31 protein-coding genes, 1 tRNA gene and 1 pseudogene are annotated in these 24,653 nt (G+C 68.5%); 15 read left to right on the top strand and 18 right to left on the bottom strand.

All coding sequences use genetic code 11. The annotated features are described in order from the left end of the window. Positions 1-148 precede the first annotated feature (148 nt). The 4 genes from E1294_RS40245 to E1294_RS40230 all read left to right on the top strand — a co-directional run bounded on the left by E1294_RS40245 (position 149) and on the right by E1294_RS40230 (position 2,390). Positions 149-832 carry a response regulator gene (locus E1294_RS40245; protein WP_132516220.1) on the top strand — a complete coding sequence of 228 codons (684 nt, stop codon included), beginning with the start codon at positions 149-151 and terminating at the stop codon, positions 830-832. A gap of 56 nt (positions 833-888) precedes the next feature. Next, positions 889-1,572, top strand: coding sequence for a class I SAM-dependent methyltransferase (locus E1294_RS40240; RefSeq protein WP_165977736.1), 684 nt, complete (start codon positions 889-891; stop codon positions 1,570-1,572). 170 nt (positions 1,573-1,742) lie between these two features. Next, positions 1,743-2,081 carry a hypothetical protein gene (locus E1294_RS40235; protein WP_132516218.1) on the top strand — a complete coding sequence of 113 codons (339 nt, stop codon included), beginning with the start codon at positions 1,743-1,745 and terminating at the stop codon, positions 2,079-2,081. A gap of 60 nt (positions 2,082-2,141) precedes the next feature. Continuing rightward, on the top strand, positions 2,142-2,390 hold the full coding sequence (locus E1294_RS40230; RefSeq protein ID WP_132516217.1) for a hypothetical protein: 249 nt from the start codon (positions 2,142-2,144) through the stop codon (positions 2,388-2,390). Between the two features lie 387 nt (positions 2,391-2,777). On the opposite strand, the gene E1294_RS40225 is transcribed toward E1294_RS40230, so the two are convergent. Both E1294_RS40225 and E1294_RS40220 read right to left on the bottom strand, forming a co-directional pair. Then, a complete protein-coding gene (locus tag E1294_RS40225) occupies positions 2,778-3,233 on the bottom strand; it encodes a GbsR/MarR family transcriptional regulator (RefSeq protein ID WP_132516216.1) in 456 nt (151 codons plus the stop codon). 60 nt (positions 3,234-3,293) lie between these two features. Next, positions 3,294-3,917 carry an FMN-binding negative transcriptional regulator gene (locus E1294_RS40220; protein WP_132516215.1) on the bottom strand — a complete coding sequence of 208 codons (624 nt, stop codon included), beginning with the start codon at positions 3,915-3,917 and terminating at the stop codon, positions 3,294-3,296. Between the two features lie 34 nt (positions 3,918-3,951). Here E1294_RS40220 and E1294_RS40215 point away from each other — a divergent pair, with 34 nt between their 5' ends. After that, positions 3,952-5,280: an aminotransferase class I/II-fold pyridoxal phosphate-dependent enzyme gene (locus E1294_RS40215; protein ID WP_132516214.1), complete on the top strand. Its 1,329-nt coding sequence runs from the start codon at positions 3,952-3,954 to the stop codon at positions 5,278-5,280. Positions 5,281-5,292: 12 nt separating this feature from the next. On the opposite strand, the gene E1294_RS40210 is transcribed toward E1294_RS40215, so the two are convergent. The 3 genes from E1294_RS40210 to E1294_RS40200 form a co-directional block, all read right to left on the bottom strand. Continuing rightward, positions 5,293-6,423 carry a Dyp-type peroxidase gene (locus tag E1294_RS40210; protein WP_132516213.1) on the bottom strand — a complete coding sequence of 377 codons (1,131 nt, stop codon included), beginning with the start codon at positions 6,421-6,423 and terminating at the stop codon, positions 5,293-5,295. Beyond that, entirely contained in the window at positions 6,420-6,947 is a 528-nt protein-coding gene (locus E1294_RS40205) for a copper chaperone PCu(A)C (protein ID WP_132516212.1), read from the bottom strand. Before E1294_RS40205 ends, E1294_RS40210 begins: the two co-directional genes overlap by 4 nt. Positions 6,948-7,037: 90 nt before the next feature. Next, positions 7,038-7,574 (bottom strand): MFS transporter, encoded by a 537-nt coding sequence (locus E1294_RS40200; RefSeq protein ID WP_132516211.1) that lies wholly within the window; start codon positions 7,572-7,574, stop codon positions 7,038-7,040. 77 nt (positions 7,575-7,651) lie between these two features. Here E1294_RS40200 and E1294_RS40195 point away from each other — a divergent pair, with 77 nt between their 5' ends. Both E1294_RS40195 and E1294_RS40190 read left to right on the top strand, forming a co-directional pair. After that, positions 7,652-8,365 (top strand): hypothetical protein, encoded by a 714-nt coding sequence (locus E1294_RS40195; RefSeq protein ID WP_132516210.1) that lies wholly within the window; start codon positions 7,652-7,654, stop codon positions 8,363-8,365. A 126-nt stretch (positions 8,366-8,491) separates the two neighbouring features. Beyond that, complete coding sequence (locus tag E1294_RS40190; protein ID WP_220448202.1) at positions 8,492-9,010, top strand: universal stress protein; 519 nt, start codon at positions 8,492-8,494, stop codon at positions 9,008-9,010. On the opposite strand, the gene E1294_RS40185 is transcribed toward E1294_RS40190, so the two are convergent. Continuing rightward, on the bottom strand, positions 8,966-9,775 hold the full coding sequence (locus tag E1294_RS40185) for an aminotransferase-like domain-containing protein (protein WP_342775136.1): 810 nt from the start codon (positions 9,773-9,775) through the stop codon (positions 8,966-8,968). The genes E1294_RS40190 and E1294_RS40185 overlap by 45 nt on opposite strands. 46 nt (positions 9,776-9,821) lie before the next feature. On the opposite strand from E1294_RS40185, the gene E1294_RS40180 reads away from it, so the two are divergent. Then, the gene (locus E1294_RS40180) at positions 9,822-10,316 is read left to right on the top strand and encodes an MFS transporter (protein WP_181958633.1); all 495 of its coding nucleotides are present in this window, start codon (positions 9,822-9,824) and stop codon (positions 10,314-10,316) included. On the opposite strand, the gene E1294_RS40175 is transcribed toward E1294_RS40180, so the two are convergent. Then, the gene (locus E1294_RS40175; protein ID WP_132516208.1) at positions 10,307-10,519 is read right to left on the bottom strand and encodes a heavy-metal-associated domain-containing protein; all 213 of its coding nucleotides are present in this window, start codon (positions 10,517-10,519) and stop codon (positions 10,307-10,309) included. The two genes, E1294_RS40180 and E1294_RS40175, sit on opposite strands and share 10 nt — an antisense overlap. A 551-nt stretch (positions 10,520-11,070) precedes the next feature. Here E1294_RS40175 and E1294_RS55010 point away from each other — a divergent pair. From E1294_RS55010 to E1294_RS40165, 3 genes are all read left to right on the top strand, one after another. Beyond that, positions 11,071-11,190: a DLW-39 family protein gene (locus E1294_RS55010; RefSeq protein ID WP_020542320.1), complete on the top strand. Its 120-nt coding sequence runs from the start codon at positions 11,071-11,073 to the stop codon at positions 11,188-11,190. 15 nt (positions 11,191-11,205) lie between these two features. After that, positions 11,206-11,934 (top strand): HAD family hydrolase, encoded by a 729-nt coding sequence (locus E1294_RS40170; protein WP_132516207.1) that lies wholly within the window; start codon positions 11,206-11,208, stop codon positions 11,932-11,934. Between the two features lie 15 nt (positions 11,935-11,949). Beyond that, positions 11,950-12,025: transfer RNA gene (locus E1294_RS40165), tRNA-Ala, on the top strand. A gap of 56 nt (positions 12,026-12,081) precedes the next feature. Here E1294_RS40165 and E1294_RS40160 read toward each other — a convergent pair. The 8 genes from E1294_RS40160 to E1294_RS40130 form a co-directional block, all read right to left on the bottom strand. Continuing rightward, on the bottom strand, positions 12,082-13,224 hold the full coding sequence (locus tag E1294_RS40160) for a tyrosine-type recombinase/integrase (protein ID WP_132516206.1): 1,143 nt from the start codon (positions 13,222-13,224) through the stop codon (positions 12,082-12,084). Continuing rightward, complete coding sequence (locus E1294_RS40155; RefSeq protein WP_132516205.1) at positions 13,224-13,430, bottom strand: helix-turn-helix domain-containing protein; 207 nt, start codon at positions 13,428-13,430, stop codon at positions 13,224-13,226. Before E1294_RS40155 ends, E1294_RS40160 begins: the two co-directional genes overlap by 1 nt. Positions 13,431-13,443: 13 nt before the next feature. Further along, a complete protein-coding gene (locus tag E1294_RS40150) occupies positions 13,444-15,048 on the bottom strand; it encodes a replication initiator (RefSeq protein WP_132516204.1) in 1,605 nt (534 codons plus the stop codon). Beyond that, positions 15,045-15,200 (bottom strand): hypothetical protein, encoded by a 156-nt coding sequence (locus E1294_RS53445; protein ID WP_165977735.1) that lies wholly within the window; start codon positions 15,198-15,200, stop codon positions 15,045-15,047. Before E1294_RS53445 ends, E1294_RS40150 begins: the two co-directional genes overlap by 4 nt. Beyond that, positions 15,197-16,621, bottom strand: coding sequence for an FtsK/SpoIIIE domain-containing protein (locus tag E1294_RS40145; RefSeq protein WP_132516203.1), 1,425 nt, complete (start codon positions 16,619-16,621; stop codon positions 15,197-15,199). Before E1294_RS40145 ends, E1294_RS53445 begins: the two co-directional genes overlap by 4 nt. A gap of 87 nt (positions 16,622-16,708) precedes the next feature. Next, positions 16,709-17,023: a hypothetical protein gene (locus E1294_RS40140; RefSeq protein WP_132516202.1), complete on the bottom strand. Its 315-nt coding sequence runs from the start codon at positions 17,021-17,023 to the stop codon at positions 16,709-16,711. Next, positions 17,020-17,247: a hypothetical protein gene (locus E1294_RS40135; protein WP_132516201.1), complete on the bottom strand. Its 228-nt coding sequence runs from the start codon at positions 17,245-17,247 to the stop codon at positions 17,020-17,022. Before E1294_RS40135 ends, E1294_RS40140 begins: the two co-directional genes overlap by 4 nt. 38 nt (positions 17,248-17,285) lie before the next feature. Further along, a complete protein-coding gene (locus tag E1294_RS40130) occupies positions 17,286-17,711 on the bottom strand; it encodes a plasmid replication, integration and excision activator (RefSeq protein WP_132516200.1) in 426 nt (141 codons plus the stop codon). 158 nt (positions 17,712-17,869) lie between these two features. On the opposite strand from E1294_RS40130, the gene E1294_RS40125 reads away from it, so the two are divergent. Beyond that, on the top strand, positions 17,870-18,250 hold the full coding sequence (locus tag E1294_RS40125; protein ID WP_246083642.1) for a hypothetical protein: 381 nt from the start codon (positions 17,870-17,872) through the stop codon (positions 18,248-18,250). Here E1294_RS40125 and E1294_RS40120 read toward each other — a convergent pair. Together E1294_RS40120 and E1294_RS40115 are read right to left on the bottom strand one after the other, a co-directional pair. Further along, complete coding sequence (locus E1294_RS40120) at positions 18,235-18,966, bottom strand: GntR family transcriptional regulator (RefSeq protein WP_132516198.1); 732 nt, start codon at positions 18,964-18,966, stop codon at positions 18,235-18,237. The two genes, E1294_RS40125 and E1294_RS40120, sit on opposite strands and share 16 nt — an antisense overlap. Positions 18,967-19,219: 253 nt before the next feature. Further along, positions 19,220-19,501: a hypothetical protein gene (locus tag E1294_RS40115; protein ID WP_132516197.1), complete on the bottom strand. Its 282-nt coding sequence runs from the start codon at positions 19,499-19,501 to the stop codon at positions 19,220-19,222. A 349-nt stretch (positions 19,502-19,850) separates the two neighbouring features. On the opposite strand from E1294_RS40115, the gene E1294_RS40110 reads away from it, so the two are divergent. Beyond that, positions 19,851-21,233 (top strand): helix-turn-helix domain-containing protein, encoded by a 1,383-nt coding sequence (locus tag E1294_RS40110; protein WP_246083641.1) that lies wholly within the window; start codon positions 19,851-19,853, stop codon positions 21,231-21,233. After that, the gene (locus E1294_RS40105; RefSeq protein ID WP_132516196.1) at positions 21,230-21,763 is read left to right on the top strand and encodes a flavoprotein; all 534 of its coding nucleotides are present in this window, start codon (positions 21,230-21,232) and stop codon (positions 21,761-21,763) included. Before E1294_RS40110 ends, E1294_RS40105 begins: the two co-directional genes overlap by 4 nt. 371 nt (positions 21,764-22,134) lie before the next feature. Here E1294_RS40105 and E1294_RS40100 read toward each other — a convergent pair whose 3' ends face one another. Continuing rightward, positions 22,135-22,875, bottom strand: a complete 741-nt coding sequence (locus E1294_RS40100) for a hypothetical protein (RefSeq protein ID WP_132516195.1) — start codon at positions 22,873-22,875, stop codon at positions 22,135-22,137. 1,302 nt (positions 22,876-24,177) lie between these two features. On the opposite strand from E1294_RS40100, the pseudogene E1294_RS56545 reads away from it, so the two are divergent. After that, positions 24,178-24,291 (top strand): annotated as a pseudogene (locus E1294_RS56545) (IS5/IS1182 family transposase); the annotation flags it as partial. Between the last annotated feature and the right edge of the window lie 362 nt (positions 24,292-24,653).

Raw genomic sequence — 24,653 nt, 5'->3', positions numbered from 1 at the left:
CGTAGCCTCCGTCCGCCCGCCCCGGGCACGGCCTGCTCGGCATGCGGGAGCGCGTTTCCATGCTGGCCGGAGACCTGAGGGCGGGGGTGCGGCCGGACGGAGGCTACGAGGTGACGGTACGGTTGCCGCTCGACGGAACGGAGGCCGGATGACCATCCGGGTGCTGATCGCCGACGACCAGTCGATGGTCCGCGAGGCGTTCGTCGTGCTGCTCAACGCCCAGCCCGACATCGAGGTGGTGGGCGAGGCCGTCGACGGTGACGACGTGCTGGTCAAGGCCGCCGCGCTGACGCCCGACGTCGTGCTGATGGACGTGCGCATGCCGGGTATCGACGGCCTGGAGGCCACCCGCCGCCTTGCCGGGCGGACGAAGGTGCTGATGCTCACCACCTTCGACCTCGACGAGTACGTCTACGAGGCGCTGCGCGCCGGCGCCAGCGGCTTCCTGCTGAAGAAGGCCACGGCGCGGGAGCTGGGCGACGCCGTACGCATCGTCGCGAACGGGGACGCCATGCTTGCGCCGTCCGTCACCCGCCGGTTGATCAGCGCCTTCGCCCGGCTGGGCCCGCCACGGCCGTTCACCGGGGAGGCATCCGGCCCGCTGACCCCGCGCGAGAGCGAGATCCTCACGCTCATCGCGCACGGCCTGTCCAACACCGAGATCGCCGACAATCTCGTCATCGCGGAGCAGACCGTGAAGAGCCACGTCAGCAACATCCTGACGAAGATCGGGGTGCGCGATCGCACGCAGGCGGCGGTGTACGCGTTCCAGACCGGGCTGGTCACCCCCTACGGCGGAGCTAGATCCCACGATCCCCCTGCAGCGCCATGACATGCCGGCGGTTCCGCTCGTAGGTTCGGGGCACGGTCACTGCCGCGAAAGGTCTGGTGTCGTCCCCCGTGTCCAAGATCCCCGAGCTGCTGCACCGCACCCTTTTCCGGACCGTCTCCCTCCTCGGCCCGCGGGCTCAGGGAAAGGTGCTGCACCGGTATTTCGACTGGTGGCATCGCCGGCCCGATCCATGGTCGCTCGCCACGGACTCGTACGAGCGCCGTAAGTACCGGGCCACGCTCGACCAGCTGCCCGAGGGGACGTACGCCCGCATCCTGGAGGTGGGGTGCGCCGAGGGCGTCTTCACGCAGATGCTGGCGAAGGCCTGGCCGGATGCCGGGATCACGGGGCTCGACGTGTCGGAGAGGGCGCTCGGACGTGCCAGGGAGCGCGCGGGCGGTGATGGCGCGCGTGTCCGGTTCGTTCACGCCGACCTGCTCGCCTACGAGGAGCAGGACCGGTACGACCTCGTGTTCTGCGCGGAGACGCTCTACTACATCGGCCGTGGCGACAGGTTGCGCAGGGCCTCGGAGCGGCTGCGTTCACTGTTGGCGCCTGGAGGCGTCCTCGTCCTCGTGCACCCGTGGCCGGAGGCGGAGCGGCTGCACGGGTTCATCGACGGGAGTCCGACGGTCACGAAGCTCGCCGAGCGGGTGGAACGGGACGCTTCGCGGCCCTACGCCGTCTCCGTCTACCGGGCCGACCCGTCCCGTCCGCAGCTGACCGGGGCCGTCTCGTGAGCGCTTGGTCCGAGGGGAAGGAGATGGGCGCCGAGGTGTCCATCTCGTGAACGTCCTGCTATAGACGGAGATATCACCTCTCTGTAGTCGCTTGATGACATAGGGCAATGTAGCGTTCACGTGTGGTCTCCGGCTCACGAAGGATCGAGCGGCTCAGACGGAAGCGGTGGTTGACCCTTCTGATCGGGGTCGCCATTTGCGTGGGCGTGTGGCCGATGCCGTGGCAGCCGGTGCACGCCGCGTCGGTCGTCCACGAAGACTCCGTCCACGTCGATCACAGTGACGGCCGGGACGACTCGTGCCCGCCTCGGCGCTCGACGTTCAAGCGGCACGCCGGGAAGCCGGTGGGCGGCAGGTGCGCCGGCGGCGGGGTCCTGGCGCCTCTCCCCTTCCCTGGACGCGAACACGGGCCCCCGCGTGCCCGCTACAAGCCGCCGCGGCCGCGGCTCGTCACGCGCTGGCGTACGGGGGCCGACCGGCTCACCCACCTGGGCATCTGGCGCATCTAGGCCGGCGGGAACACCTTTCTGCCCGTCTGACCGCGCCGATCCCACAGGAGGCGATTCCTCGTGCGCGAAACCGATTCCTCTGTCGAAACCTGGTCATTCCAGTGCCAGAACTGCCACACCATCTGGCAGGACACCTACGAAGCCCGGCACCATGCGGACGTCGGCGGCGAGTTCATCGTCTGGCGGCACCGCGGCGTCATCAGCATGCCGCCCTGGTTGCACGCCGGCTGCTCCGCCTGCCCGGGCGCGCCCGTCAAGGTGATCCCGATCGCGGGCAACGTGCCCTACCAGGGGCGCGCCGGCATGTGAGCGCGGCGGGGTGCGCGGACACCGCGTACCCCGCCGTAGGGTTCGAGGAATCCTCCGGCATGCCGAAGGAATGGCGGCTCGGGCGGCTGGTTGTCCACAGGGCTGTGTACAGGCCGGCGCACGGCGGATGGAGCCACTGTCAGCCCATTCGGGCGAGGCGATATCAGGTTGTTATACGCCCGACCCGGAGCGTGACGAACCATCGCATTAGGTGATGATACGAGGTCAGAGGGCCTGTCTGGCGGATCGGCCGACGGGGTTCGCCGGTGCGGCGAGGACCGCTGCACCGTGATGCGCGCTGTCGTCGGCGGGCCGGGTCAGGGTTCCCGAGGTGGCGGTGTTATCCACAGGAAGGGCCGGTTGTCCACAGCCTTGGGATCGCGCTGTTCACTCGGTCCCCGCCTCGACCTGGTGGAGCGCCTCGGCGATGGATTTCCTGGCCGCGCGGATGCGCGCCGTCCGTGCCAGGTCGCGCCAGCCCAGCCGCAGGCCTTCCGCGGCCAGTTCGTCGAACGCGGCGAACACGGCCAGCTTCTGCCGGACGATCTTGGCCCAGGCGTCGTCCTGGATCTCGTAGTAGACGTTGCGCTCCCCGGTCTTGCGAAAACGGCGGATGAGCCTGTGGGACGTCAGCAGGTGCAGGTTCGTCGTCAGGGACGCGCGGCTGGCCCCGATGATCCCGGCGATGTCGGACGCGGTCTGCTCCGGCGGGTCGCACACCATGAGCCAGCCCAGGATCCGGCCGCTGATGGGAGCGAGCCCCCATTCCTCGGAGACGAACGCCGCCACCCGCTCCACCCAGGCGAGGACCCGCTCACGTCCGGGGCCATCCTGCTCGCTCATGCGAACATTGTAACGTTAAGCGTTCATATCGGTACTTTCCGCTGTCTTATACCGCCTCGCTCAGCCGGTCACCAGCCGCCTGAGCTGCTGCGCCCTGGCGCCCGCGTCGTGCGGCAGGTCGCGTGCGGCGAGTTCGGCGGCGATGCGCTCACGCTGCTCCACCGGCCGGTGGTCGTCGAACTTGAACTTGGCCCGCACCTCCACCACCTCCAGCCGCAGCCCTCGTAGGGCCGACACCATCCGGTGGTACGGCCCCGCGTCCGAGCGCATCTCGCCGTGGTCGCCGTCCGGCTGGTGGTGGGCGAGCTGGCGGCGCAGGATCTCCATCTTGCCCTCCTTGTCATCCACGATCTCGGCCGCGCAGGTGAGCTGCACCGAGGCGTAATAGCTGGTCGGCACGCCGGTTTCGGGCGAGTCGGCACGCCAGCCGGTGGGGATGTAGGCGTAGTCGTCGTGCACGCTCACCACCACCGCCGGGCAGGCCTCGATCGCCGCCCAGATCGGGTTGGGCCTGGCCAGGTGGAGCACGACCTCCTTGTCGCCGTCGAACAGGAAGTGCGTCGGCACCAGGATCGGCGGGCCGCCGTTCACGCCGTTCGCGGCGAGCTGCCCGAAATCCCGTGTACGGAGCCAGGTCTGCCACTCTTCCTCGTCGCGAGCCGCGTCCCATGGATGAATCAGCACCCGAACCTCTTCGTATTAGTACATAATAGATTTTGTGCTAGAAACGTACACGATCGTCGGTGGGTCGGCCAGCGAGATAGCGGCGGGTGTCGAGGCCGCGGTGTCCGAAGGGCGGCTGCCGCCCGGCCGCGTGTTGCCACCGGTGCGCGAGGCCGCCGCGCTGGCCGGGGTCAGCCCCAACACGGCGGCGGCGGCGTACCGGCTGCTGCGCGAGCGCGGGGTCGTCGAGACGGCCGGGCGGCGCGGCACGCGGGTCAGGCCGCGCCCGGCCAGCACCTTCCGTGAGGAGATCCGCATCGAGGTGCCGCCGGGCGTGCGCGACCTGTCCCAGGGCAACCCCGATCCCGCCCTGCTCCCAGCCCTGCACGAGGCCCTCGCCGCCGCGGCCCGCGCGCACGAGGAACGGCCCGCGATGTACGGAACGGGCGACGACGAGGAACTGCTCGTCCTGGCCGGGGCCCGCCTGCGAGCGGACGGCCTGCCCCCCGCGCCGCTGGCGATCACCTCGGGCACCCTCGACGCCGTCGAACGGGTGCTCGCCGCCCACCTGCGCCCCGGCGACGCGGTCGCCGTCGAGGACCCCGGCTGGACGTCCCTGCTCGACCTGGTGACCGCCATGGGGCTGCGGATCGTGCCGATGCGGCTCGACGACGACGGGCCTCTGCCGGACGAGCTCGACCGGGCCCTGCGGGCGGGAGCCCGCGCCGTGGTGGTCACGGCCCGCGCGCAGAATCCGACCGGCGCCGCCGTCTCCGCCGCACGCGCCGCCGACCTGCGCGAGTTGCTGGCCGCGCACCGCGACGTGCTCCTCGTCGAGGACGACCACGGCTCGGGCTTCGTGGACCTGCCGCTGCACCCGCTAGCTGGCGTCACGCGGCGGTGGATCCTCATCCGCTCGACCGCCAAGGCCCTCGGCCCCGACCTCCGCCTCGCCCTGGTCACCGGTGACTCGATCACGCTCGACCGGCTGCGCGGGCGTCAGCGGCTCGCGTCCGGCTGGGTCAGCCACCTGCTGCAGCGCGCCGTCGCCCACCTCTGGCGTACGGAGGCGGTCGACACCGAGGCGGTGGCCGAAGCGTACGCGCGCCGCCGGGACGGCCTGGTGGAGGCGCTGGCCGCGCGCGGCATCACCGCGCACGGCCGCACCGGGCTCAACGTGTGGGTGCCCGTCGCGGACGAGTCCACGGCGATCACCCGGCTGCTGGCCCGCGGCTGGGCCGCCGCCCCTGGGGCCCGCAACCGGGTGGCCACGCCGCCGGCGCTGCGCCTCACCGCGGCCACGCTGGAGCAGGACGAGATCGACGTGCTCGCCGACGACCTCGCCGCCGCCCTGCGCCCCGCCTCGACCGGCCGGTACGGCTGACCCGGCCCCCCGCTACCCCAGCAGCCCCTCGCCGATCCAGCCGCCGGGCGCGCACCCCGGCGGGATGGCGAAGACGGCCGAGCCGATTGCGGTGACCCACTCGTTGAGCAGGTCACCCTCGGCCAGCCGACGCTGGACGGGCACGAACTGCCGCTCGATATCCGCCTGATAGGAGGCGAACAGCAGCCCGGAGTCCGACTCGCCGTCCTCGGTCAGACCCTCGTCGTAGTTGTACGGCCGGCGCAGGATGCGCTGCGCCGGATCCGTCACGTGGGCCCGCCTGATGTGGGCGTACTCGGAGATGACCGGGAACCCCAGGTGGTTCATCCGGCCGAAGTCGGGCTCGTCGCGTTCGGCCCTGCCCGTCAGCGGGGCGCCGGTGTCAAGCCGCCGGCCGATGGTGAACTCCCTGGCCACGCGGTCGGCGGCGTCCCACGTCTCCAGGTGCATGCGGATCCTGCGCAACACCATCGTGGTGCCGCCGCGCATCCCGGCCGGACCCTGACCGATCCAGACGGCCTTGTCCAGGTCGGTGGGGTTCACGGTGCCGTCGACCTGGCCCATCAGGTTGCGCTGCGTCTCCCCTCCGGTCGCGCCACGGAACCCGCGCTGGGTCCAGCGCACGCTGGTGAACGACCGCGCGTCCTTCACGATCATCCGTACGGCGTGCGCGACGGTCAGGCCGTCGTCGGCGCACACCTGGACGAGCAGGTCGCCGCCGCTCCACCGCTTGTCCAGCTTGTCCGTCTCGAACGCGGGCAGCGGGCGTACCGGCGAGTCCACCTCGACCCGCTCGAACAGCCCCTCCCCGAACCCGAAGGTGATCGTCAACCCGGCCGGGTCCGCGGCCAGCTCCGGCTCGGTGTCGGCCAGGGCGGGCCGGCCCTGCGTGAGGCGGGCGGCGTCGTCGGTGAGCAGGTGGAGCAGCCGGACGACGGCCTCCTTGCGGATGTCCTTCCGCAGGTCGAACCCGACGAACACGGCGTGGACCTGCGGCGCCGTCGCCACGCCCGCCTGGTGCGGGCCGTGGAACGGCTCCACCCTCGCCCGCTCGGCATGGGTCGGCGGCGGGGTCTCGCGGCGCGTGAAGGCGCCCGCCGCGGTGGCGGCGCCCCCGGCCAGCAGCCCTCTACGGCTGATCATTCGTGCCCCGGCTGATAGTCCTCCTTGCCGCCGGCGAAGTCCTTGCCGACGGCGCTGAACTCGAGCGGCTGCCCGCCCTTCACCTGGAGCGCGAACGGCACCTTCGCCCCGGGCTTCACCTCTTCCGTGACGCCCATCAGCATGATGTGGTCGCCGCCGGGCTGGAGCTGGTGCGTGCCGCGCGCGGGCACCACGAACCCGCCCTCCTTCGGCCGCATGACCATCTTGCCGCCGGACTCGACGACCTCGTGCAGCTCGATGGTGGGCGACAGCGGCGACGTGCCGGACACGATGGTGACGTCGGTGTCGCCGTTGTTGACCAGCGTCCCGAAGGCCGCGGTCATCCCCTTCTTGACGGTCTTCACCCAGGGGTCGGTGATGGAGAGCCCGGCGGGCGCCGACGAGGACGGCGCGGCCACGGCCGCGGTCGTGGCGGCGGGTGCCGATGCGGTGGTCGAGCCGCCACCGCAGCCGGCCAGCGCCACCACGGCGGTGGCGAGCATGAGGGCATGACGAGAGAACATGGCATGGCCTTTCTCCGCCCGGCATGCTGAAACAGGCCCTGCCGGGCGTGGGTCGTCGAAAGAAGAAACCGTCGTGCCGTGACCCGAGGGTCAGGCGGCGACAACCCGCGGAGGACCCCTCCTGCTGACCACGTGGCGCAGCACGGCCGGGCGGAGCACGCGCGGCTCCGCCGTCCACAGGGGTGTGGAGAAAGGAGTCGTGAGCAGCGGCAGCCAGATGACCAACAGCCGCACGACCAGGCGCCGCAGCAGCGACCAGAGCGCGGCCTCGCCGCGGGCCAGCCACAGCGCGGTCATCGCGACCGCCCACCCGTGGGCGACGAGCATGCCGAGGTCGGGCACCAGCCCCGAATGGAGGTGGCCGGCCATCTGGTGCGGCGTGGCCGCGTGCGACACCGAGAACAGCACGTGCATGACGATCTGCAGCGCGGCCAGCAGCGGCAGGATCACCGTTACCGAGCGCTCGCGCCCGGCCAGCGCGTACGCGGCCACGAGCGCCACCGCCAGCCCGCCCGCCATGGCGGGAGCCGGCACGGTGGCGCCGCCGAGCACGTGAGCCGCCACGCCCAGGCCCAGGCAGACCACGGCGAACACCGTGGTGCGGGCGAAGCGGAGCGGCGCGGCCATACGCTTAGCATTCCATGGGGTCCGGCCGGTCCGCTCGGCACTCCTCGATCCCCTTACACACCGGCATAATCCACCTGATGCCGAAATTTCATGACCTGTCGGAATATGCGGCGACGATCGCCCTGATCATCGACGCGGCCCACGTCAACCTGCACGCCGCGGCACTCCGATCGGTCACCGACCTGGCCGAATCGTCGGGCGTGACCCCGGGCCTGCTGGTCGACCTGCGGTTCACCCTCCCCCTGCGCCCGCTCACACGGTCGCGGCTGGCCACGATCTACCGCTACGGCGACGCCGCGCTCCGCGAACTCGACGACCACCTGCGCGAAGGCACCATGACCGAGGACCCCGGCGGCCTGCTCCGGCCGACGGGCGAAGGGCTGGCGTTCATCCACAGGCTGTACGACCTGCACGCCGCCGCGGCCGATCGCGTCTGGGCCGGCCACGACCTGCCCGCGCTGGCAAACCTGGCGGGACGGGCGCTCGACTCGGCCGGACGCGTGCCGGACGGCGCGCTGGAGATGACGGCGCCGCCGTACGAACCGGAGGGGACCTCGCCGGGGGTGCTGCTGTTCAACCGCATCGCCGCGCTGCGCCACCACCGCGCCGACGCGCACGCCACGGCCTGGCAGGCGGAAGGACTGACCGCGGCCGAGATCGTCGCCCTGGCGGACGGGCCGCTGCGCGCCAGGATCGAGGCGGAGACCAACCTGTGGGCCGCAGCGCCGTACCGGACCCTGTCGGCGGACGAACGGGACACTCTGCACGGCGGCCTGCTGAAACTGGTCTGAGCGCGCCGCTCACCGAGCCCGGTTTCCCTCTGGTTTTCCACGCGGCGACGCCAAGGTTCCAAAATGCCACCTCCCGGTAATCGACGGGTAGGCGCACTATGGTCGTACTTCTCAACAGGAGGCACCGTGGAACAGGAACTGCCCGGCGGTGCGAGGCTGATCGTCGGGATCGACGAGTCGCCGTCATCGCGCTGGGCGCTCGCCTGGGCCATCGGCGCGGCCAGGCTGCACCGGATGGCCCTGGTCGCCGTGCACGTCAGCCGCGCGCCCGTCCACCCGTTCCCTGAGGCGCTGCCCGTGCAGCACGCCATCAGAGCGGGCGAGGAAGCGCGCTGCTCAGAGGTGATCACCGGCGTGTTCGACGACGTCGCGGGCGGAGTGCCCGAGGATCTCACGACGGCGGTGGTCGGCCGGGTCGGCGACCCCGGCTACCACCTCGTGGATCTGGCCCGCGAGGGTGACCTGCTGGTGCTGGGGCGGGGGAGGCGCGGGCTGTTCAGCCGCATCTTCATGCCCTCGACCAGCATGTACTGCGCCCGGCACGCCCGCACCACCGTAGTGATCGTGCGACAGCCGACGTCGCCGGACGACCCGGAGATGTCAGGGGAGCGGGCTCGCGGGTTCTGGAGCCGCCGACATCCGTGACCGCAGCAGGCGCAGCCCCTCGGGGATGGCGTCCTTCGCGATCGCGCCGTAGCCCAGCACCAGGCCGGCCTGGGCCGGGGCATACCCGCAGTACGCCTCCAGCCGCTCCACCGCCACCTCCGGCGCGGGACGTACGGACACGCCGGGCGCGAGGCGGGCACACAGGTGCAGCCCCGCCGTGGACGGCACCGGCAGCAGCCGCTCGTCGGCCGCCAGCGCCTCGGCGACCAGGGCGTGCCTGGCGGCGTACTCACGGGTGGCCTTCCTGATGTGCCTGGCCAGCAGGCCCTCGTCGATGAAGCGGGCCAGCGCCGCCTGCGTCGGCACCTCTCCGTGCCAGTCCGACAGCCGCCTGGCCGCGCGCAGCGCCGGCCCGAGCGAGGCGGGCGCCACCAGGAAGCCGAGCCTCTTGGAGAACGAGCCCACATAGACGACGCGGCCCGCCCGGTCGAGGCTCTGGAGGGGTTCGAGCGGGCGCTCGCCGAAACGGAACTCGCTGTCGTAGTCGTCCTCGATCACCACCGCCCGGCGGCGTTCCGCCCAGGCCAGCAGGGCAGCGCGGCGGGTCAGGGACATGGGCGTGCCCAGGGGGAACTGGTGCGACGGCGTGACGTACACGATGCGGGCGGAGCCGGGGATGGCCCGCACGTCGATGCCCTCGGCGTCCACGGGCACGCCCGCCACGCGCGCACCGAGCGAACGGAACAGCAGGCGGGCGGGCGGATAGCCCGGCTCCTCGACGGCCACCGTGTCGCCCGGCTCGATCTAGACCCGGCCGACGAGGTCGAGCGCCTGCTGGGCGCCGCCCGTGATGAGCACGTCGCCGGGGCCCGCGCGGGTCGCCCGGCGGGTGAAAGGCCTCGACGACGCCTCCGCGTCGGTGCGGCACGCGGGGCTGGTGATGTTCGGGGCGTGCGCGGTGTTCGCGTTGAGCCCGTACGGGTGGGTGTTCCTGCTCGTGGCGACTGGCCTGCAGGTGCTCGCCGAGATGCTGCTCGCGTCGGGGGCCTGGGAGATCAGCTTCGCGCTCGCCCCCGACGACCGGCAGGGCCAGTATCAGGGTTTCTTCGGCACGGGCGCGCCCGTGGCCAGGACGCTCGGGCCCGTCGTGCTCACCACGCTCGTGCTCGACGGCGGGACGCTCGGGTGGCTGCTGCTCGGTGGCGCGTTCGCGGCGGCTGGCGCCGCGATGAGGCCGGCCGTCGCCTGGGCCTGCAGGCCCAGCCCGCCTGAACGGGCGGCTGGGATATGGCGAGACGCGGGCCTCCCGGGGGTGTGTGGCGGCGGGCGCCGCGTTCAGGCCTGACCGGCCAGCTCATAACCGGCCTCCTTCACCGCCGCGGCGATCAGCGCAGTGTCGACGGGGCCGTCACTGCCGACCGTCAGCAGGCCATCCGCCAGGTCGACCTCCACGGACGTCACTCCCGCCACCTCGCCGACCTCCTCCTTGACCGAACTCACGCAGTGGCCGCAGGTCATGCCGGTGACGGTGTAGGTGGCGGTGCTCATGGCGATCTCCTCAGGAGGTGTGCGATTGTTTCGATCACCGTACCCCCCTACGGTATCGCGATGCAGCCGGACGCGGACATGTTCGTTCTGAGCCAAACAGCCCGTACAGCGCCCCGCCAGCCCTGCCTGCCCCGCACCCGCACCTGGACCCGCACCAGCGCCCGGATCAGCAACCACAATGCGACCCGCAAGCGGCTGGCAAGCGCGCCCACCTCGGGTTACGCTCCTCCCGGGCACACGTCCACCAGGGATCAGGCTCGCCAGCCTCCTCCCCGCGAGCACGAGCTGACCTCCGGCACGGACGTTTCGCGCATCCGCGCCGGATATTTGGCATGATCGAGCTGTTGCCTATGAGGGCTGCCGATAGATGGTTGTCAGAAGTTCGTCCGAGATGGGGCAGTATTCGGGGTCCCACCTGGGGCTGAACACTCGTCCATCGCACATTCCACACATCCGCAACACAGGTAGCGCAGCCATCCCTTGCTAGGCTGCTTGTCAACCGTTGGGTCTCACCCCGGCAGGTGAGGCCGTCGAAGAAGTGGGGTCACACCGTGAAGAAGCTGCTCGTTCTGGCGCTGATCGCCCTTGGGGGGTTGCTGATCTGGCGTAAGGTGCAGGCCGACCGCGCAGAGCTTGATCTCTGGACCGAGGCGACCGGCAGCGAGAACTAACCGACCGGCGAGGCGATGAGTGACGTCGTCCCCATCAAGCTGGTGTGCCTGGACCTGGCAGGCACCACAGTCGGTGACATCGCCATGGTCGAGCGCGCCTTTGCGGAGGCGATCGCGACCCAGGGCATAGTGCCCGGGACCGGGGCTTACGCGCGTGCCATGGTTCACGTGCACCGGTCCCGGGGATGTCCCACGATCGATGTCTTCCGCGGGATCTTCCCCGGGAACGAAGCCCAGGCCCAGGCGGCGAACCTGACGTTCGAACGCTCCTACGAGGGCGCGTTGGAGCGGGCAGGTCTGACGCCCATGCCCGGAGTTATGGAGGTCCTCGACAAACTCCGTGGCAACGGCATCAAACTGGCCCTGATCACCGGCTTCAGCCGCGTCACCTTGAGCCGCGTCCTGAGCGTGCTCGGCTGGCACGACAAGATCGACCTGGCCATCTCCCCGGAAGACGCCGGCGGTCGCGGCCGCCCCTGGCCCGACATGGTGCTGCACGCAGTCCTCCGCACGGAGGTGGCGGACGTACGGCACGTGGCCGTGATCGGCGACTCGGAGAACGACATGTTGTGCGGCACGCGAGCCGGGGCGTCGATCGTGGCGGGCATCCTGACGGGCGTCCACAGCCGGGAGCGCCTCCTGAAGGGCGGCGCCACCCACCTCCTCGACTCGATCGCAGACTTCCCGAGCTTGGTGTTGAGCGACGACCTCGGCACGACGCAGGTGGCTTCGTCGGCCCGGTAAGCTATCTTCGTCGAAGGGGCCTTAGCTCAGTTGGCAGAGCGCCTGCTTTGCAAGCAGGAAGTCAGGAGTTCGAATCTCCTAGGCTCCACCAGGAAAAACACCCCGCCACTGATCTTGTGACGGGGTGTTCGGGCCATTAACGGGCCATTAACCATCCTGCCCCAGCCTCTTTCTCTCGGCCTCCACCCGAGCGCTGAGCGCATCCGCGATCCGCTGGTCGGCGTCCTTGGTGGCGTGCTGGTAGATGAGCGCCGCCCGATCGCTGTCGTGCCCCATCCGTGCTTTGAGATCGGCCAGGCTCGCCCCTGACTGCGCGGCGAGTGTGTTGCCCGTGTGGCGAAGGTCGTGGAAGTGCAGGCCGGCGAGCCCCATTTCCTTCAGCGCCTCGCTCCACTTCGCGGCACGCCGGAAGTTGCTTCCCCGCAGGAACCCGCCCAGCTTGCCCAGGAACACGAAGGCGTCCTCTTCTGACTCGACGTAGGACGCGAGATGTTCGGTGAGCGCCGGAACGATCACTGCGGGGATGCCGACGATACGACGACCGGCTTTGGACTTGACCGGGCACAGGCGCATCTCCCCGCCGTCCAGCTCGATGAGCTGTTCCCGCACCCGGACCGTGCGCGCCACCAGGTCGAGATCATGGCGTCGAAGCGCGATCACCTCACCCCACCGCAGGCTGGCGAACGTGGCCAGCAGGATCAGCGCTCGAAACCGCCTGTCCGCCATCCGGTCGGCGAGCTCGAACACCTGAGACACCGTGATCACGGGACGCTCGGGCGTGTGCTCATTGTCGGCGCCCTTGATCCGGCAGGGGTTGCGGCTGATCAACTTGTCCTCTTCCGCCGCCGTCATCAGAACGGCCCGCAGGAACCGGTACGCCTTGGCGACCGTCGAGACCGATACGCCCTGCTCCAGCCGTTCGGACCGCCACGCGCGGATCATCTGGGTGGTCAGCTTGCCGACCTGGACACCGCCAAGGGTCGGCATGATGTGCCGCTCCAGCAACCACGTGTAGTTCTCGATGGTCTTGGGGCGCAGGCCGGGACGTTCCTTGATCCACGCTCGCGCGTAGTCGCCCACCAGGACCTTGCCGCGATCGGGATCCGTCCAGTCGCCTGAGATCATCTGGGCCTCGATGATCGTGAGCGCACGGTCGGCCTCGGTCCTGGTGGCATAGGTCGTGGCGCCGGTCCGCAGACGCCCGTCCGGTCCCGGATAGCGAATCTGGAACCGGCCGGACTCGCGCTTGCGGATATTGCCGAAACGTCGGTGACCGTCTTTGTTGGCCATCAGGCAGCCCTCCCTTTGACGGTGCTGGTGGTCATCGGCGTGACGGTTCCGGCCACGACGAAGGCGATCAGTGCGGACTCGCGGATACGGACGTGGCGTCCGACCTTCACGAATTCGATCCGGCGTTCCGCTATCAGCCGGCGGACGAAGCGCACGGAGGTGTTCAGCGCATCGGCCGCTTCGTCAACGGTCAGCAGTTGATCCATGTCTCTCCTTCCTTCACGCGGCCTGCGGAGTTGCCGAAAGATCTTGTCCGGTTGCTCTGGCTTCCAGCTCTCGGAGGTGGGCTCGCCAGCGTTGCCGTTCGTGGATGGAGCGGAGGAGCCGTACGGCCAGCGGTGGCACGTTGGCGTCTCCGGCTGGGACGGGTCGCCAGATGTAGCGGTGTGGGTCGGTGGGTTCGTCGGTCTGGCCGAGGGCTTCCAGGACCCAGGTGCGGCGGTCTTGCTTGTGCTCGGCCAGGGTCTTGTTGGACCACTTGCGGGAGACGAGGACGCGGCGTCCGGCGTAGCCGAGGTGTTCGGGTTTGTGTGCCTTGGAGCGGCACCGGCCGGGGGCCATCCCGATTTTGGCGTTTTTGGGCTGGATGCCGTAGCGCAGCCAGTTTGGGCAGGTGGGGGAGCAGGGTTCGTAGCGGAGGGTGTCGAGCATGCGGGCGGCGTGCTCGCGTTGGGCCTTGCGGCCGTCGAGGGTGTCGCCGATGGACTTGGTCAGGTACTTGGACAGGTAGCGGATGCACTGGTCGGCGTCCGGGGTTCCGGCGAGGACGCCTTGCACGTCTACCTGTTCGCCGAAGCGCAGCACGTGGAGGGGTTCGGCGTCCTCGTCCAGGGCGTAGAGGGCTTCGTCCCAGGTGGGCAGAACCTCTCCGGTTGCTGGGTCGAAGTAGCCGGCCTCCTCGTCCCAGACGGGCAGATGATCGCCGTCGAAGCGGACCTCGTCGGCCTGTGGCCACCACACCTGGTGGTAGGTGGCGGCGGCGATCTGCTTGATCTCCGCGCGTGGCAGGGTGCCCCTGATGGCCATGTGCAGGTGCGGGGCCAGCCGCTTCTGAGGTTCGACGGCGGCGAAGTACTGCACGTCATAGCCCGCGACCCGGCGTAGGTTCTGCACGAAGCGGTCGACGAGCTTGGAGAAGTGCAGCGCGTCACGAGCGGCGCGCCGGTAGTCGTAGGTGTCGGAATCGATGGGGACGCCGTCACGGACCCTGCCGTAGCTGGGCAGGGTGAGCGTGACGAACAGGGACGGCCGGTAGGTCTTGCCGTCCGTGCCTTGGAAGGTGCGGCCGAGGGTGGTGTTGGTCATCTTGCGCTTGGGCAGGTCAGGTGCGTCCTGCCGTCGCCGGGTCGATCGGGTGCGCTTGGGCACCGCGGATCCGGTGACGCTGCCCCGCATGCCAGCGTTGTTGATCTCGTCGTCGAGGCCGGACAGGACGGCGTCCAGGTCGGTGGTGTCGTCGCCGGCCTGCTCGGCGGCGTCACGCTTGGCTTGCATGTCGGCGCGGAACTCGACGAGCCAGCGTTGTTCCTCGTTCGGTTGGTCCGGGGTGATGGTGGGTTCGGTGTCGAGGTGCCAGCCTTCGCGGCATTGGGCCATGCGGAGCTGCCGGTTGCGCTTGGCGCAGGGCGGGCACTTGCTGTCGAGGACGGCCCCGCACGGAACGTCGATGACCTCGGACTCGCCGGTGACGGTGTCGAGCCGCCGCAGCGGGACGGGCCTGATGCAGACGCCGTACTGCTTGGCGACCTCTTCGAGTACGTCCCGGGCTATCGGCATGGCTTGGCGGACGGCCCGGGGGAGAGCGCGGTCGTGCGGATGGGTCATACGGACCTCCCTTCGTCGGAGTCGGTGAGAATTCGCGCGCTCTGTCCGCACTCGCGGCACTCGACCAGGGCGCGGGCCGGGTCGAGCCGCAGAGCGTTCAGGGTGTGGCAGGCGGAGCAGCGCAGGCCCTCCAGGGCGTGGGCGAGCGTCATCGGTCCTCACCTCCGGTGAAGGTGTCGGCCATGGCGCGGATGTCGGTGTCGGAGACGTAGGCGGCGCGGACCCGAATGGGGTCGGGGCTGGCATCCAGCCGGATGTAGCCGACGCCCGCGCCCAGCTCTGGAACCGGTGAGATGTGGTCAGCGAGGGCGCCTCTGTCGCGTGCGCCGTCGCCGAGGACCATGTCCACCTGTTCCGACTCGTCGAGCCGCAGGGCGATCTTGTCGGGGAAGAGGTTGCGGATGTTCAAGACCTCTTTGCGCGGGTCCTGGAGGGCGGCCAGGACGCCGACGCCGACCGCGCGTCCCTGGGTGGTGAGCGTGGCCAGCGCGGCGGAGATGCGCTGCCGGAGTTGCCGGTCGGACTGGTAGGCGGTCAGGAACGCCACCTCGTCCACCACGACCAGGACGAACGGGTCATCGACGGTGGGTGTGTGGGAGCGCTGCAGACCGGCGAACCGAGCCGCCCGTTTCTGCATGACGCACACGGCTTCGTCCAGTAGGTCGGCGCACTCCTCGGGAGTGGCCGCGTACCTGGGGCCGAACAGGTCGCGTCCGTAGGACAGCTCCATCAGTTTGGGATCGAGCGCCCACAACTCGACCAGGCCCGCACGGGCGGCGGGGAGCATGGCGCGGATGACGGACCAAATGATCGACCCCTTGCCGGCCCCGGTCGCGCCCGCGACGAGGACGTGTGTGCCGTGGACCTTGAGCCGCCATGGCCGCCCGTCCTCGCACCGGCCGATCTCCACCGGGCCGACGGTCGGCTCTTCTGGGACGGGAAGTGCTGGCAGTGGGTCGGAGAGGGGATCGTTGCGCGGGAAGGTGAGGGTGAGCCGTCCGGCTTGGGACAGCGCGACCCGGCATGACTGTGCGCCGAAGCCTTGGGCCAGGTGGTCGGTGCGGTCGGCCCAGTCCTTGACTGCCTGGCCTTTGAGCATGCGGACGGTGACTTGGTCGGCCCAGGAGGTGCAGGTGACCTTGCCGAGTCGGGGCAGGTAGTCGCGGCCTCGGAGGTGACGGCCGAGCCCGGAGACGATCATGACGGGTTGCCAGTGACGGCGGTAGATCCAGATGAGTCGCCACCAGGCCAGCAGCCGGTAGCCGACCCAGCGAGTGAAGGCCGCCCGGTCGATGAACGCCCACGACACAAGGCCCAGGACCACGATGCCGATGAGAGAGACGGCCGGTGGCCAGCCGTAGACGTAGCAGACAGCCCCCAGAATCGCCGGGATGGCGGTGGCGATGGGGTGACGCCAGATCGTGCGGACGAGTCCGGCGAGGATGCGCCAGACGAGGATGACGATGGTGAGGATGGCGGGTGTGGTGACGACGGCCGGGCGGAAGACGACGGCCGTGTCGGGCGTGGTGGAGACGAGGTTGCGCGCCTCGTCGCCAGGTAGCCGCTTGAACATAAGCTGGGAACCTTCCGTGATTGAGCAAGTCAGGGGAGAAAGTGAGGGGCCGCCGGAAGTTGCCGCTTCTGGCGGCCCCGCCTGCTTTCAGGCCGCCGTGTCGGTGGCGTCCTTGTCGGCCAGCTGTTCGGCGTGCAGCTGCTCGCAGTCGGCCAGGTAGCGAGCGGCGGCGTTGAAGATCTCCCGAGCGTTGGCCAGGTCGGTGTCGGTGACCGGTCCGGCCCCGGTGGTGGAAATGTGCACGTCGGCCTCGTGCGTGCTGAACTCCAGGTACGGGCGCGGGCTGCTGAGCAGCAGTCCGGCACGCACCTTCAGGCGCGGCGTGTGGAAGGAGATCCCGACGTGCGGCTCACAGCCGGGATGCATGGACAGGGTGAGGTAGGTGTACGGGCCGAGGGTCATGCCGCGACCCCCGTGCCGTCGGCCAGGCCGTGAAGGCTGCGCTCCAGCGACCGGGCGAAACGCGATGCCTCGCGGGCGAGCTGACGCGCGAACTCCAGGTCTTCCACCGTCGCGGGACCACGGGTGGTGACCAGGACGGAGGTAGCACCGAAGTCGAGCGCCAGAACGGGCTCACGGCGGGCATACGGGTGGGTGAGAGTGCGGGCGGCATGCCCGGTGGTCAACCGGATCACACTCGAACGCGGAGTACGGCGACGGGTCATCAGGCGGCGTCCTTTCCGGCCGAAGCCTTGCTCTGAACGGGCTGGCTGGTCTGGCGAGGCGCGTGCATCTCACGCACCTTGATCGAGTACGCGAGACGGCCGGCGGCGTTGACGTACGGGGTGACGGTGATGCCGTCGAACTCGACCGGCGTGAACGGCAACCCCGCCATCGGGGACGGCGGGACCGGCTGAACCGGGGCCAGGATCTTGACCGCCACCGTTTTCTGGGCGGGCTTGAGGGTCGGGTCACCGTCCATGACTGCGACCTGCCAGACCAGCTCTGCGGTTCGCTTGTCGCGGGCCTGCACGAACCGGCCGCCTGCGGAGGCGTCGAAGTCCTTGACGGGTTCGACCTCGCCGACGATGTAGCAGCCGTGCGGGAAGACCATGGCGAAGGTGACGGGGATGGGGCCTTGCAGAGCCATGAGGCTCTCCTCTCTTGACTGACTGACACTTGACCTATCAAGTGATGCTCTGAGAGTAGGCCGCTCAAACTTGCTACGTCAAGTGACTAGGCGGGTGGTGACGGACCTCTTACCGAACCGGTAGCGACAAACGCCCGCAAAGTCGGATGATCAGGTACGTGTACGTGAGGTTCCAGAGCCCCGCCCCGAACGCGCGAGGCGTCCACCCTGGCGTGTTCGGCCTCATCAACGTCCTCGCCAAACACGGTCAGCTCTCGCCGGAGGAGGAACGCTTCAAGGAGGAGAACCACGCTTGGTTCCACGCGAACCTGGTCGATCCGAGCGACGTCGACCCCCACGTCTACGGTCGCACGCTGAACCCGAAGGCTACAGCTTGGTTCAAGTCGACCGCGACACATCTGCTCGAACGGCTGCCCGGCTACCTGGCGATCCTCGCCGCCCACGGTGTCGCATGCGTGCGCGTAGAGGAGATCGACCCCGGCACAGTGATCTACGACGATCCCCATCAGGTCGTCGTGGTGCCCTACGCCACCGGGTAGGCGTCCTCCAGCTCGTGCCGGTCGGCCGGAAGCAGCACCTCGACCACGGCCAGCGGACGCCCCGAGGCGTCACGGACCGCGCCGAACACGGCCAGCAACGGCACGTTCTTCGGCATGCCGAGCTGCTTGGCCTCCTGGGCGGTGGGCATGCGCGCGGTGATCTGCTCCACGATGTGATCGAAGCGCACCCCCTTGCGCATCGTCAGATGGTCCCGAATGCCCTGAGGCAACGGCTCGCCACTGGTCAGATCGGTGCCCTCTGACAACTCCAGCGGCAGCCACAGCGAAACCAGCTCACTCGGCTCGCCCTCCCGTAGCACCACCCGCCGGCGCAGGAACGCCTTGCTCTTGGGCGCCGTCTTCAGCAGCGTCGCCACCCGGTTGGGCAGGCTCACCGCGCCGGCCTCGACCAGCTCACCAGGGTTGTCGGTCTCCGGACTGGTCAGATACGCCTGACCGGGCCTGTTGGACTCCACCGACGCCATCGCGGGACGGCCGCGTACGAAGCGGCCCTTGCCCTGCTGCGACTCGATCCAGCCCTGCTCACGCAGCACCCGCAGCGCCGCGACCACCGTGGGCCGGGACACGCCGAACTCCTGGATCAGCTGATGCTCACTGGGGAGCAGGGAGCCGGGCGGGTAGGTTCCCGACTCGATACGCCGTTGAAGGGCCTGCACAAGCTGCGCATACTTCGGCGGCACGGACTCTAGCGACATGATGACCGTCCAACACCCGACAGGTTGTTTTACCAAGTTTGAGCGTAGCCTGGCCTAGCGCACCGTGTCCACGTCACGGCACAAGCCCACACGAGATGATGGTCCGGCAGACAGTCGGCGGAGGGACCAGGGGCGGACCCCTCATCCGGGCGTGGACTCGACCGTCCGCCGGGCGGTGAGACGCGACGGGGAAGGGGGTAAGCCGCCCGATCCCCTCGATCGGGTGCCGTCACTGCCCCGCCGCGCCTGCCTGCTACTTGGCGACGTACTCCGCCAAGACGTTCGCAGCGCCCTTCACGTCATCGACCGGATGACGCTTCTCGGCGTTCTGCCACGAGTAGTGGGTCCCGCCGTAGCCGACAAACACCCATACCGGCAGCCCGTGCTCCAGACGGTGCACCATGAGCGCACTGTTGTTGTCGCGCAGTTCGGCCCGGACGCGCAGGCTCACGAGTTCGTCGCGCAGCCGGATGAGGGCGTTCGCCTCGTCCTGCTGGCCGAAGCCGTTCATAGCCGCCTGCATGATCGAATTCATCTCACGCTCCCTTCGCCCTGGCCGTCGCCGAGGCAGTCGAGACACTTCCGCTCCCCAATCCGTTCCGCCTCCTCCCCGTCAGTGCTGATCAGGAGAGCGCGGCGCGAGCTTGTGAGCTTGTAACCACGTCCCCGGCACGCAGGGCAGGGGCTTGCCTCGCAGTTCTCATCTGGCCGGGTCACCGTCGCCATCTCCTCGCGAGTCGTTTCCGGTACTTCCTGCGGCGGAAGTCCGCTTCACTTACGTTGTTGATTGATGGCAAGTCCACCGGCCAAGCAGAATGAGGGGACCCGCCGACAGGCCCCCCTCTTAACCCCTTTTCGATCTCCGCTCGGAAAGAAGGCCAGAAATGCCCGAAGCGACACCAAATGAGCGACTTCGGAACTGGCGCCAGAATGCCGGTTTGACCCGAGCCGAAATGGCCAAAATGGTCAACCTCAGCAAGAGCGGAATGAAGCACGCCCTGACCTGCGACGAGGAACGCCTACGCCGCTGGGAAGCAGGCGAAGTCACCTGGCCCCGCGAGCCCTACCGGCTGGCACTGACCGAGGTCACCCACCTCGACCCGGAAGACCTGGGCTTCACCCCCACCAGACGCGCACGTACGCTCACAAAGACCTCCACAACGGTCGATAGCGTCACAAAGGCACCGAGCGTTGTGGATCTCGTCGGACCAGAGGAGGACGAGGACGTGCGACGCCGTGAATTCGTCGGCCTGACCGGAGCAGCCCTCTTCAGCGCCGTACTCACCCCACAGGGAACAACCCGACCCGCGGACCTCGACATCGAGAAGATCGCCGCCACACTTGTCGACTACGCCACCCCGCCAGACGGCCCCATCAACCTCGCATCCCTCGCCGACGCCGTCTCGGCCGCCAAACGCAACTACCAGGCCTGCCGGTACGCCCAGGTGACCACCAAACTGCCCGCCCTCCTGCGCAAACTCCGCGCCGCCTGCACCTCCCTGCACGGCGACGACCGGCTACGAGCCCACACCCTGGCCGCCGAGGCCTACCACGTCACCGCCTCCATCCTGCTCAAACAGGAAGACAAAGGCCTCGCCTGGCTCGCCGCAGACCGCAGCGTCCAAGCCGCACACGCCAGCCAGACCCCGCTCATGATCGGATCCAGCTCCCGCATCATCACCCACGCCCTCATGGACGGCGGACACCACCTCGCCGCCACCGACACCGCACGCGGCGCAGCCCAACGCATGGACGCCGACCTGTCCACACCCTCCCCGGACGACCTGTCCATCTACGGATCACTGCTGCTACGCGGTGCCATCGCCGCCGCCAGCACCGGCAACCGCCACAACACCGCCGAACTCCTCGACGAAGCCGCCGAAGCAGGAACCAGACTCGGCCACGACGCCAACCACATGTGGACCGCGTTCGGCCCCAACAACGTCCTGTGCCACCGCGTCAACGTCGCCCTGCGCCTCGGCGACGCCGGCACCGCCATCGACTACGCCCGCCAAGTCGAACTGGACCAACTCCCCATCAACGAACGCAAAGCCACCCTGCTCCTCGACACCTCCCGCGCCTTCCTCATGCGCAACCAGCACGACCGAGCCCTGCACATCCTGCGCGCCGCAGGCGAGATCGCCCCCGAAGAAGTCACCGGCCGCCCCACAGCCCTCCGGCTCGTACGTGACATCCTGGCAACCGCCCCGATCAGCGTCCGCCGCGAAGCCCGCGACTACGCGGCAACCCTGGGAGTCAACGCGTGACCCAACCCGGCAAGGTCCTCTACATCATCGTCTGCGCCGCAGGACCCGCCCCCGACGTCGGCCGCCTCGTCACCCTCGCCCAAGACGCCGGCTGGACCGTCCAAATCATCGCCACCCCGCCCGCACTCGACTTCATCGACATTGCCGAACTGGAGAAGCAGACCGGCCGCCCCGTCCGCAGCCAGTACCGCAAACCCCACGAACCCAAATCACCCCGAGCCGACGCCATCATCGTCGCCCCCGCCACCTACAACACCATCAACAAATTCGCCCAAGGCACCGCCGACACCTACGCACTCGGCGTCCTCTCCGAAGCCCCAGGACTCGGCATCCCCGTCGTCATCCTGCCCTTCGTCAACACCGCCCTCGCCTCACGCGCCCCCTTCCAACGCAGCGTCGACCAGCTCCGCGCCGAAGGCGTACACGTCCTGATCGGCCCCGGCCAGTTCGAACCACACCCACCAAGCTCCGGCGCCGAACGCATCGACACCTACCCCTGGGCACTGACACTCGAAAACTTGCCGAATTGATCTCTTACGTATCAAGCGGCGGCGCGGCGCGCCGCCGTACCCCCGGCCCTCCGCCCGTCCGCCGTCCGGGCGTGCGGCCTGGGGGCCGGTCCCGAACGGCGGCAGGACACCGGGCCGGGCACCGCACGCCAGCCCCGCCGTACCGACCGAACGCACCGACCGGCGTTGCCGCGCCGCCGCACAGACACAGCCCTTACGATCGCCACGGCATGGTTGGCCACCGTAGCTGGTCGGGGGCGATCGGTGAGCCGTGCTTCGTTCCTCAGCACGGCTCACCGAGCATATGGGTTACGCTTCGCTGCCGAGCTGAGGCGACTACTCGGGATATCTGCACGGATAGTCGATGTTCATCGCAGGGGCACTTGCATTTTTTATGGCACGAAGCCAGTTCGGTGAAGCGTCTTCAGCTGCTCAAGTGTCAGCCTTTGTGTACGGTCTGCAGCTTTGCTTCTCACCCAAGAAAAAATCTTCTGATTTGGCATGTCATTCGGTGTCCCAGCTGTCACGTCATGCCCATCCGACTCCACAATCTTAGCGATCATACGAGCAAGTTCGTGAGGGCCTCCACCGCTGTAACCTACGCCGTATCCGGCTCCTTCCTTCTGTGGCAGGATGTACAGATTGCCGCTGTCGCCACGCACCCAGAACTGGCGTGCTTTCGAGTCGATGATGAACTCACTTAAGCGCTCCCCGTCAGGAAGCGCAATAGGAGCGTAGGTGTAACGCCGCCAGTTTTCGATGTTCCCGCCGACCGTGCGGTAGTGGTGCGCAACGACGGGTAGCCACGTCGCTGGGTCATGGAAGGTCTGCCAGCACACGCAGCCATCCTCCGCAATTGCGGAGGGGGAGTCGGGGTTGTCGTAGACACAAGGATCCCAGAGACGTGGGGCATCCTCCTTGCCTACGAGAGTGACGTGGAGGGCGTTGGGATCGCAAGGAGTCAGCCTTCTGATCCACTCGGCGGCGTATGGGCTGGTGGACTCTTCGATGATTTCGCTTGCATTGATCGCGCTGCCGGGGCCGATGTGCGGCTCGATATAAAGGACGAAGTTCCAGTATCCTCGGCTTGGGTTATACGTGAGGTGCAGGTCGTCCTCGTGATGGTACGGCATCGCGCACCGACTCCTTTCTGATCTCTTGGTGCGGGTATCTGCGTTAAGGGTGTGGGAGCTGACATGGCGGCGCAGTGACACTTCCGACGATTACCCAATGCAACTGCTAAAGAATCTTTAGCCTGAGGCCTGGCGCTCGATCGGTGGCTAGTTCACTAGCTATCCGTATGGGCAAGAGTGATCTGCTCTAAAAACTCTCCTGCTTCCGTTGGGCTTCTGTCGTGGAGGAGGCATGGCTCTATCCAGCTTGTCCGCCGACACGTAGGGGGAAGCGAGGTTGTTGCGGCTAGTCAGGGACTCAGGGTGGTCGGAGCGCCAATGTTCGACCATTGAGAATCTGCTGCGACAAGGAGGCGGCACGGGATAAATCACCAGCCTCCACCGGACTACGCTCAAGAATGCGCTGCGTCACCCGCTGGCCCACCCCCGCTAGCATCACTGCAATGCCGAAGTAGGTAAGCTGCGCCCACCACGGCCCTCCGAACTGATTTTTACCCACCGCGCCCACTACGGCCAGCACCGAGTCAGCCAGTATCCAGATCCAGCCGGTACCCCGCCCTGCCCTCATACCATCAGATAACCCCGGCCTCCTCGAAAGAAGAAGAAACATTTCCATAGCTGAACCCAACCGGTATCGCCGCATCCCGGCATCTAACCGCCGGCTCGTGCCGGGCCGTCCTCCTCATCGCGTGGTTATCCCGGCCGGGCCCGCCGCCCTCAAGGCGTCGCTCCGCGATCAGCTTCGCTGACCCTTGACACTGCGGTCCGTCCCGGGGATGGGCAGCTACGAGGGGGATGGGGATGGACCAGGAAACGGGCCGCCGCGCCCGGTACTGGTCGGGGCAGGTCACCGGCTGATCGTCGGGCCATTAGCGGGCCATTAAGGGTGGTAACCAGGGGGTATTCACGGTCACTCGCGGGATGCCTCCCGTCCAGGTGGCGGCTCCTTCGCCTGAAGATCAGGACGTTTTGCAAGCAGGAAGTCAGGAGTTCGAATCTCCTAGGCTCCACCATCGAAGGGTCCGGGCAGGTGGGCCATGGCTCACCCACCCGTTGCCCGTCTGGATAGTTGCCCGTCGAGTCCCCGCCCCGGTGGTCCTCGCTTCGCTCGGGCTGTCTTCTTGGGGCCGCGCCTGCGGCGCGGACTGGGCCGTGTCTCTTCGATCAGGTCATTCGTTGTTCTGATCATGCTCAGCTGGGAAGAATTGGCGGACGACGAGTGGGCGGTGCTGGAGCCGTTGCTGCCGGTGAGCACAGCGCACATCGGCTCCTGCTGGGGGAGGCGGTGCGTCAGGCGAGGCCCTCGGGCGTTCTCGCGGAGGACTGACCACCAAGATCCACGTTGCTGTGGAGGACTGCTGCCGTCCAATGGCCCTGCTCATCACGCCGGGGCAGCGGGTGGACTGGCCTCAGTTCGAGCTGGACATGGACAAGATCCAGCCCGAAAGCTCCGAGTGCCTCGGCAATAGTTCATGGCTCTTCCGTTCCTAGCAGGTCCTGGACCGAGTGCGCGATCAAAGCGACTGCCAGCGGCAGAGGACACCGAGCTGGAGCGATATCCGTTCACGCGCCCGCCCACTGCGGACGGGTTACTGGACCTATGGTGAGTAGGTGATCAAGGTTTTCGAAATCTTCGGGCTTACAGGTGTACCCCGCGTTCCGCAGATGTGTAGCGAGAAAGGCACACAGATCTGCGGTCTGAGCTGCGGAAACGCTTGCGGGCACGCTGATGCGGCGTGTCACTAGGCGTGAGTGTTGTGCCTGGTCAGGCGTCTGCG

The organism is Nonomuraea diastatica (assembly GCF_004349015.1).
Lineage (GTDB): Bacteria > Actinomycetota > Actinomycetes > Streptosporangiales > Streptosporangiaceae > Nonomuraea > Nonomuraea diastatica.
This window is presented reverse-complemented; position numbering and strand designations above follow the sequence as displayed.

Excerpts from the sequence above, each read along its gene's own strand:
- E1294_RS40245 (WP_132516220.1), top strand. The coding sequence starts at position 149 with ATGACCATCCGGGTGCTGATCGCCGACGACCAGTCGATGGTCCGCGAG.
- E1294_RS40225 (WP_132516216.1), bottom strand. The coding sequence starts at position 3,233 with ATGAGCGAGCAGGATGGCCCCGGACGTGAGCGGGTCCTCGCCTGGGTG.
- E1294_RS40210 (WP_132516213.1), bottom strand. The coding sequence starts at position 6,423 with ATGATCAGCCGTAGAGGGCTGCTGGCCGGGGGCGCCGCCACCGCGGCG.
- E1294_RS40205 (WP_132516212.1), bottom strand. The coding sequence starts at position 6,947 with ATGTTCTCTCGTCATGCCCTCATGCTCGCCACCGCCGTGGTGGCGCTG.
- E1294_RS40200 (WP_132516211.1), bottom strand. The coding sequence starts at position 7,574 with ATGGCCGCGCCGCTCCGCTTCGCCCGCACCACGGTGTTCGCCGTGGTC.
- E1294_RS40195 (WP_132516210.1), top strand. The coding sequence starts at position 7,652 with ATGCCGAAATTTCATGACCTGTCGGAATATGCGGCGACGATCGCCCTG.
- E1294_RS40180 (WP_181958633.1), top strand. The coding sequence starts at position 9,822 with ATGAGCACGTCGCCGGGGCCCGCGCGGGTCGCCCGGCGGGTGAAAGGC.
- E1294_RS40175 (WP_132516208.1), bottom strand. The coding sequence starts at position 10,519 with ATGAGCACCGCCACCTACACCGTCACCGGCATGACCTGCGGCCACTGC.
- E1294_RS40170 (WP_132516207.1), top strand. The coding sequence starts at position 11,206 with ATGAGTGACGTCGTCCCCATCAAGCTGGTGTGCCTGGACCTGGCAGGC.
- E1294_RS40160 (WP_132516206.1), bottom strand. The coding sequence starts at position 13,224 with ATGGCCAACAAAGACGGTCACCGACGTTTCGGCAATATCCGCAAGCGC.
- E1294_RS40155 (WP_132516205.1), bottom strand. The coding sequence starts at position 13,430 with ATGGATCAACTGCTGACCGTTGACGAAGCGGCCGATGCGCTGAACACC.
- E1294_RS40150 (WP_132516204.1), bottom strand. The coding sequence starts at position 15,048 with ATGACCCATCCGCACGACCGCGCTCTCCCCCGGGCCGTCCGCCAAGCC.
- E1294_RS53445 (WP_165977735.1), bottom strand. The coding sequence starts at position 15,200 with ATGACGCTCGCCCACGCCCTGGAGGGCCTGCGCTGCTCCGCCTGCCAC.
- E1294_RS40145 (WP_132516203.1), bottom strand. The coding sequence starts at position 16,621 with ATGTTCAAGCGGCTACCTGGCGACGAGGCGCGCAACCTCGTCTCCACC.
- E1294_RS40140 (WP_132516202.1), bottom strand. The coding sequence starts at position 17,023 with ATGACCCTCGGCCCGTACACCTACCTCACCCTGTCCATGCATCCCGGC.
- E1294_RS40130 (WP_132516200.1), bottom strand. The coding sequence starts at position 17,711 with ATGGCTCTGCAAGGCCCCATCCCCGTCACCTTCGCCATGGTCTTCCCG.
- E1294_RS40120 (WP_132516198.1), bottom strand. The coding sequence starts at position 18,966 with ATGTCGCTAGAGTCCGTGCCGCCGAAGTATGCGCAGCTTGTGCAGGCC.
- E1294_RS40115 (WP_132516197.1), bottom strand. The coding sequence starts at position 19,501 with ATGAATTCGATCATGCAGGCGGCTATGAACGGCTTCGGCCAGCAGGAC.
- E1294_RS40110 (WP_246083641.1), top strand. The coding sequence starts at position 19,851 with ATGCCCGAAGCGACACCAAATGAGCGACTTCGGAACTGGCGCCAGAAT.
- E1294_RS40100 (WP_132516195.1), bottom strand. The coding sequence starts at position 22,875 with ATGCCGTACCATCACGAGGACGACCTGCACCTCACGTATAACCCAAGC.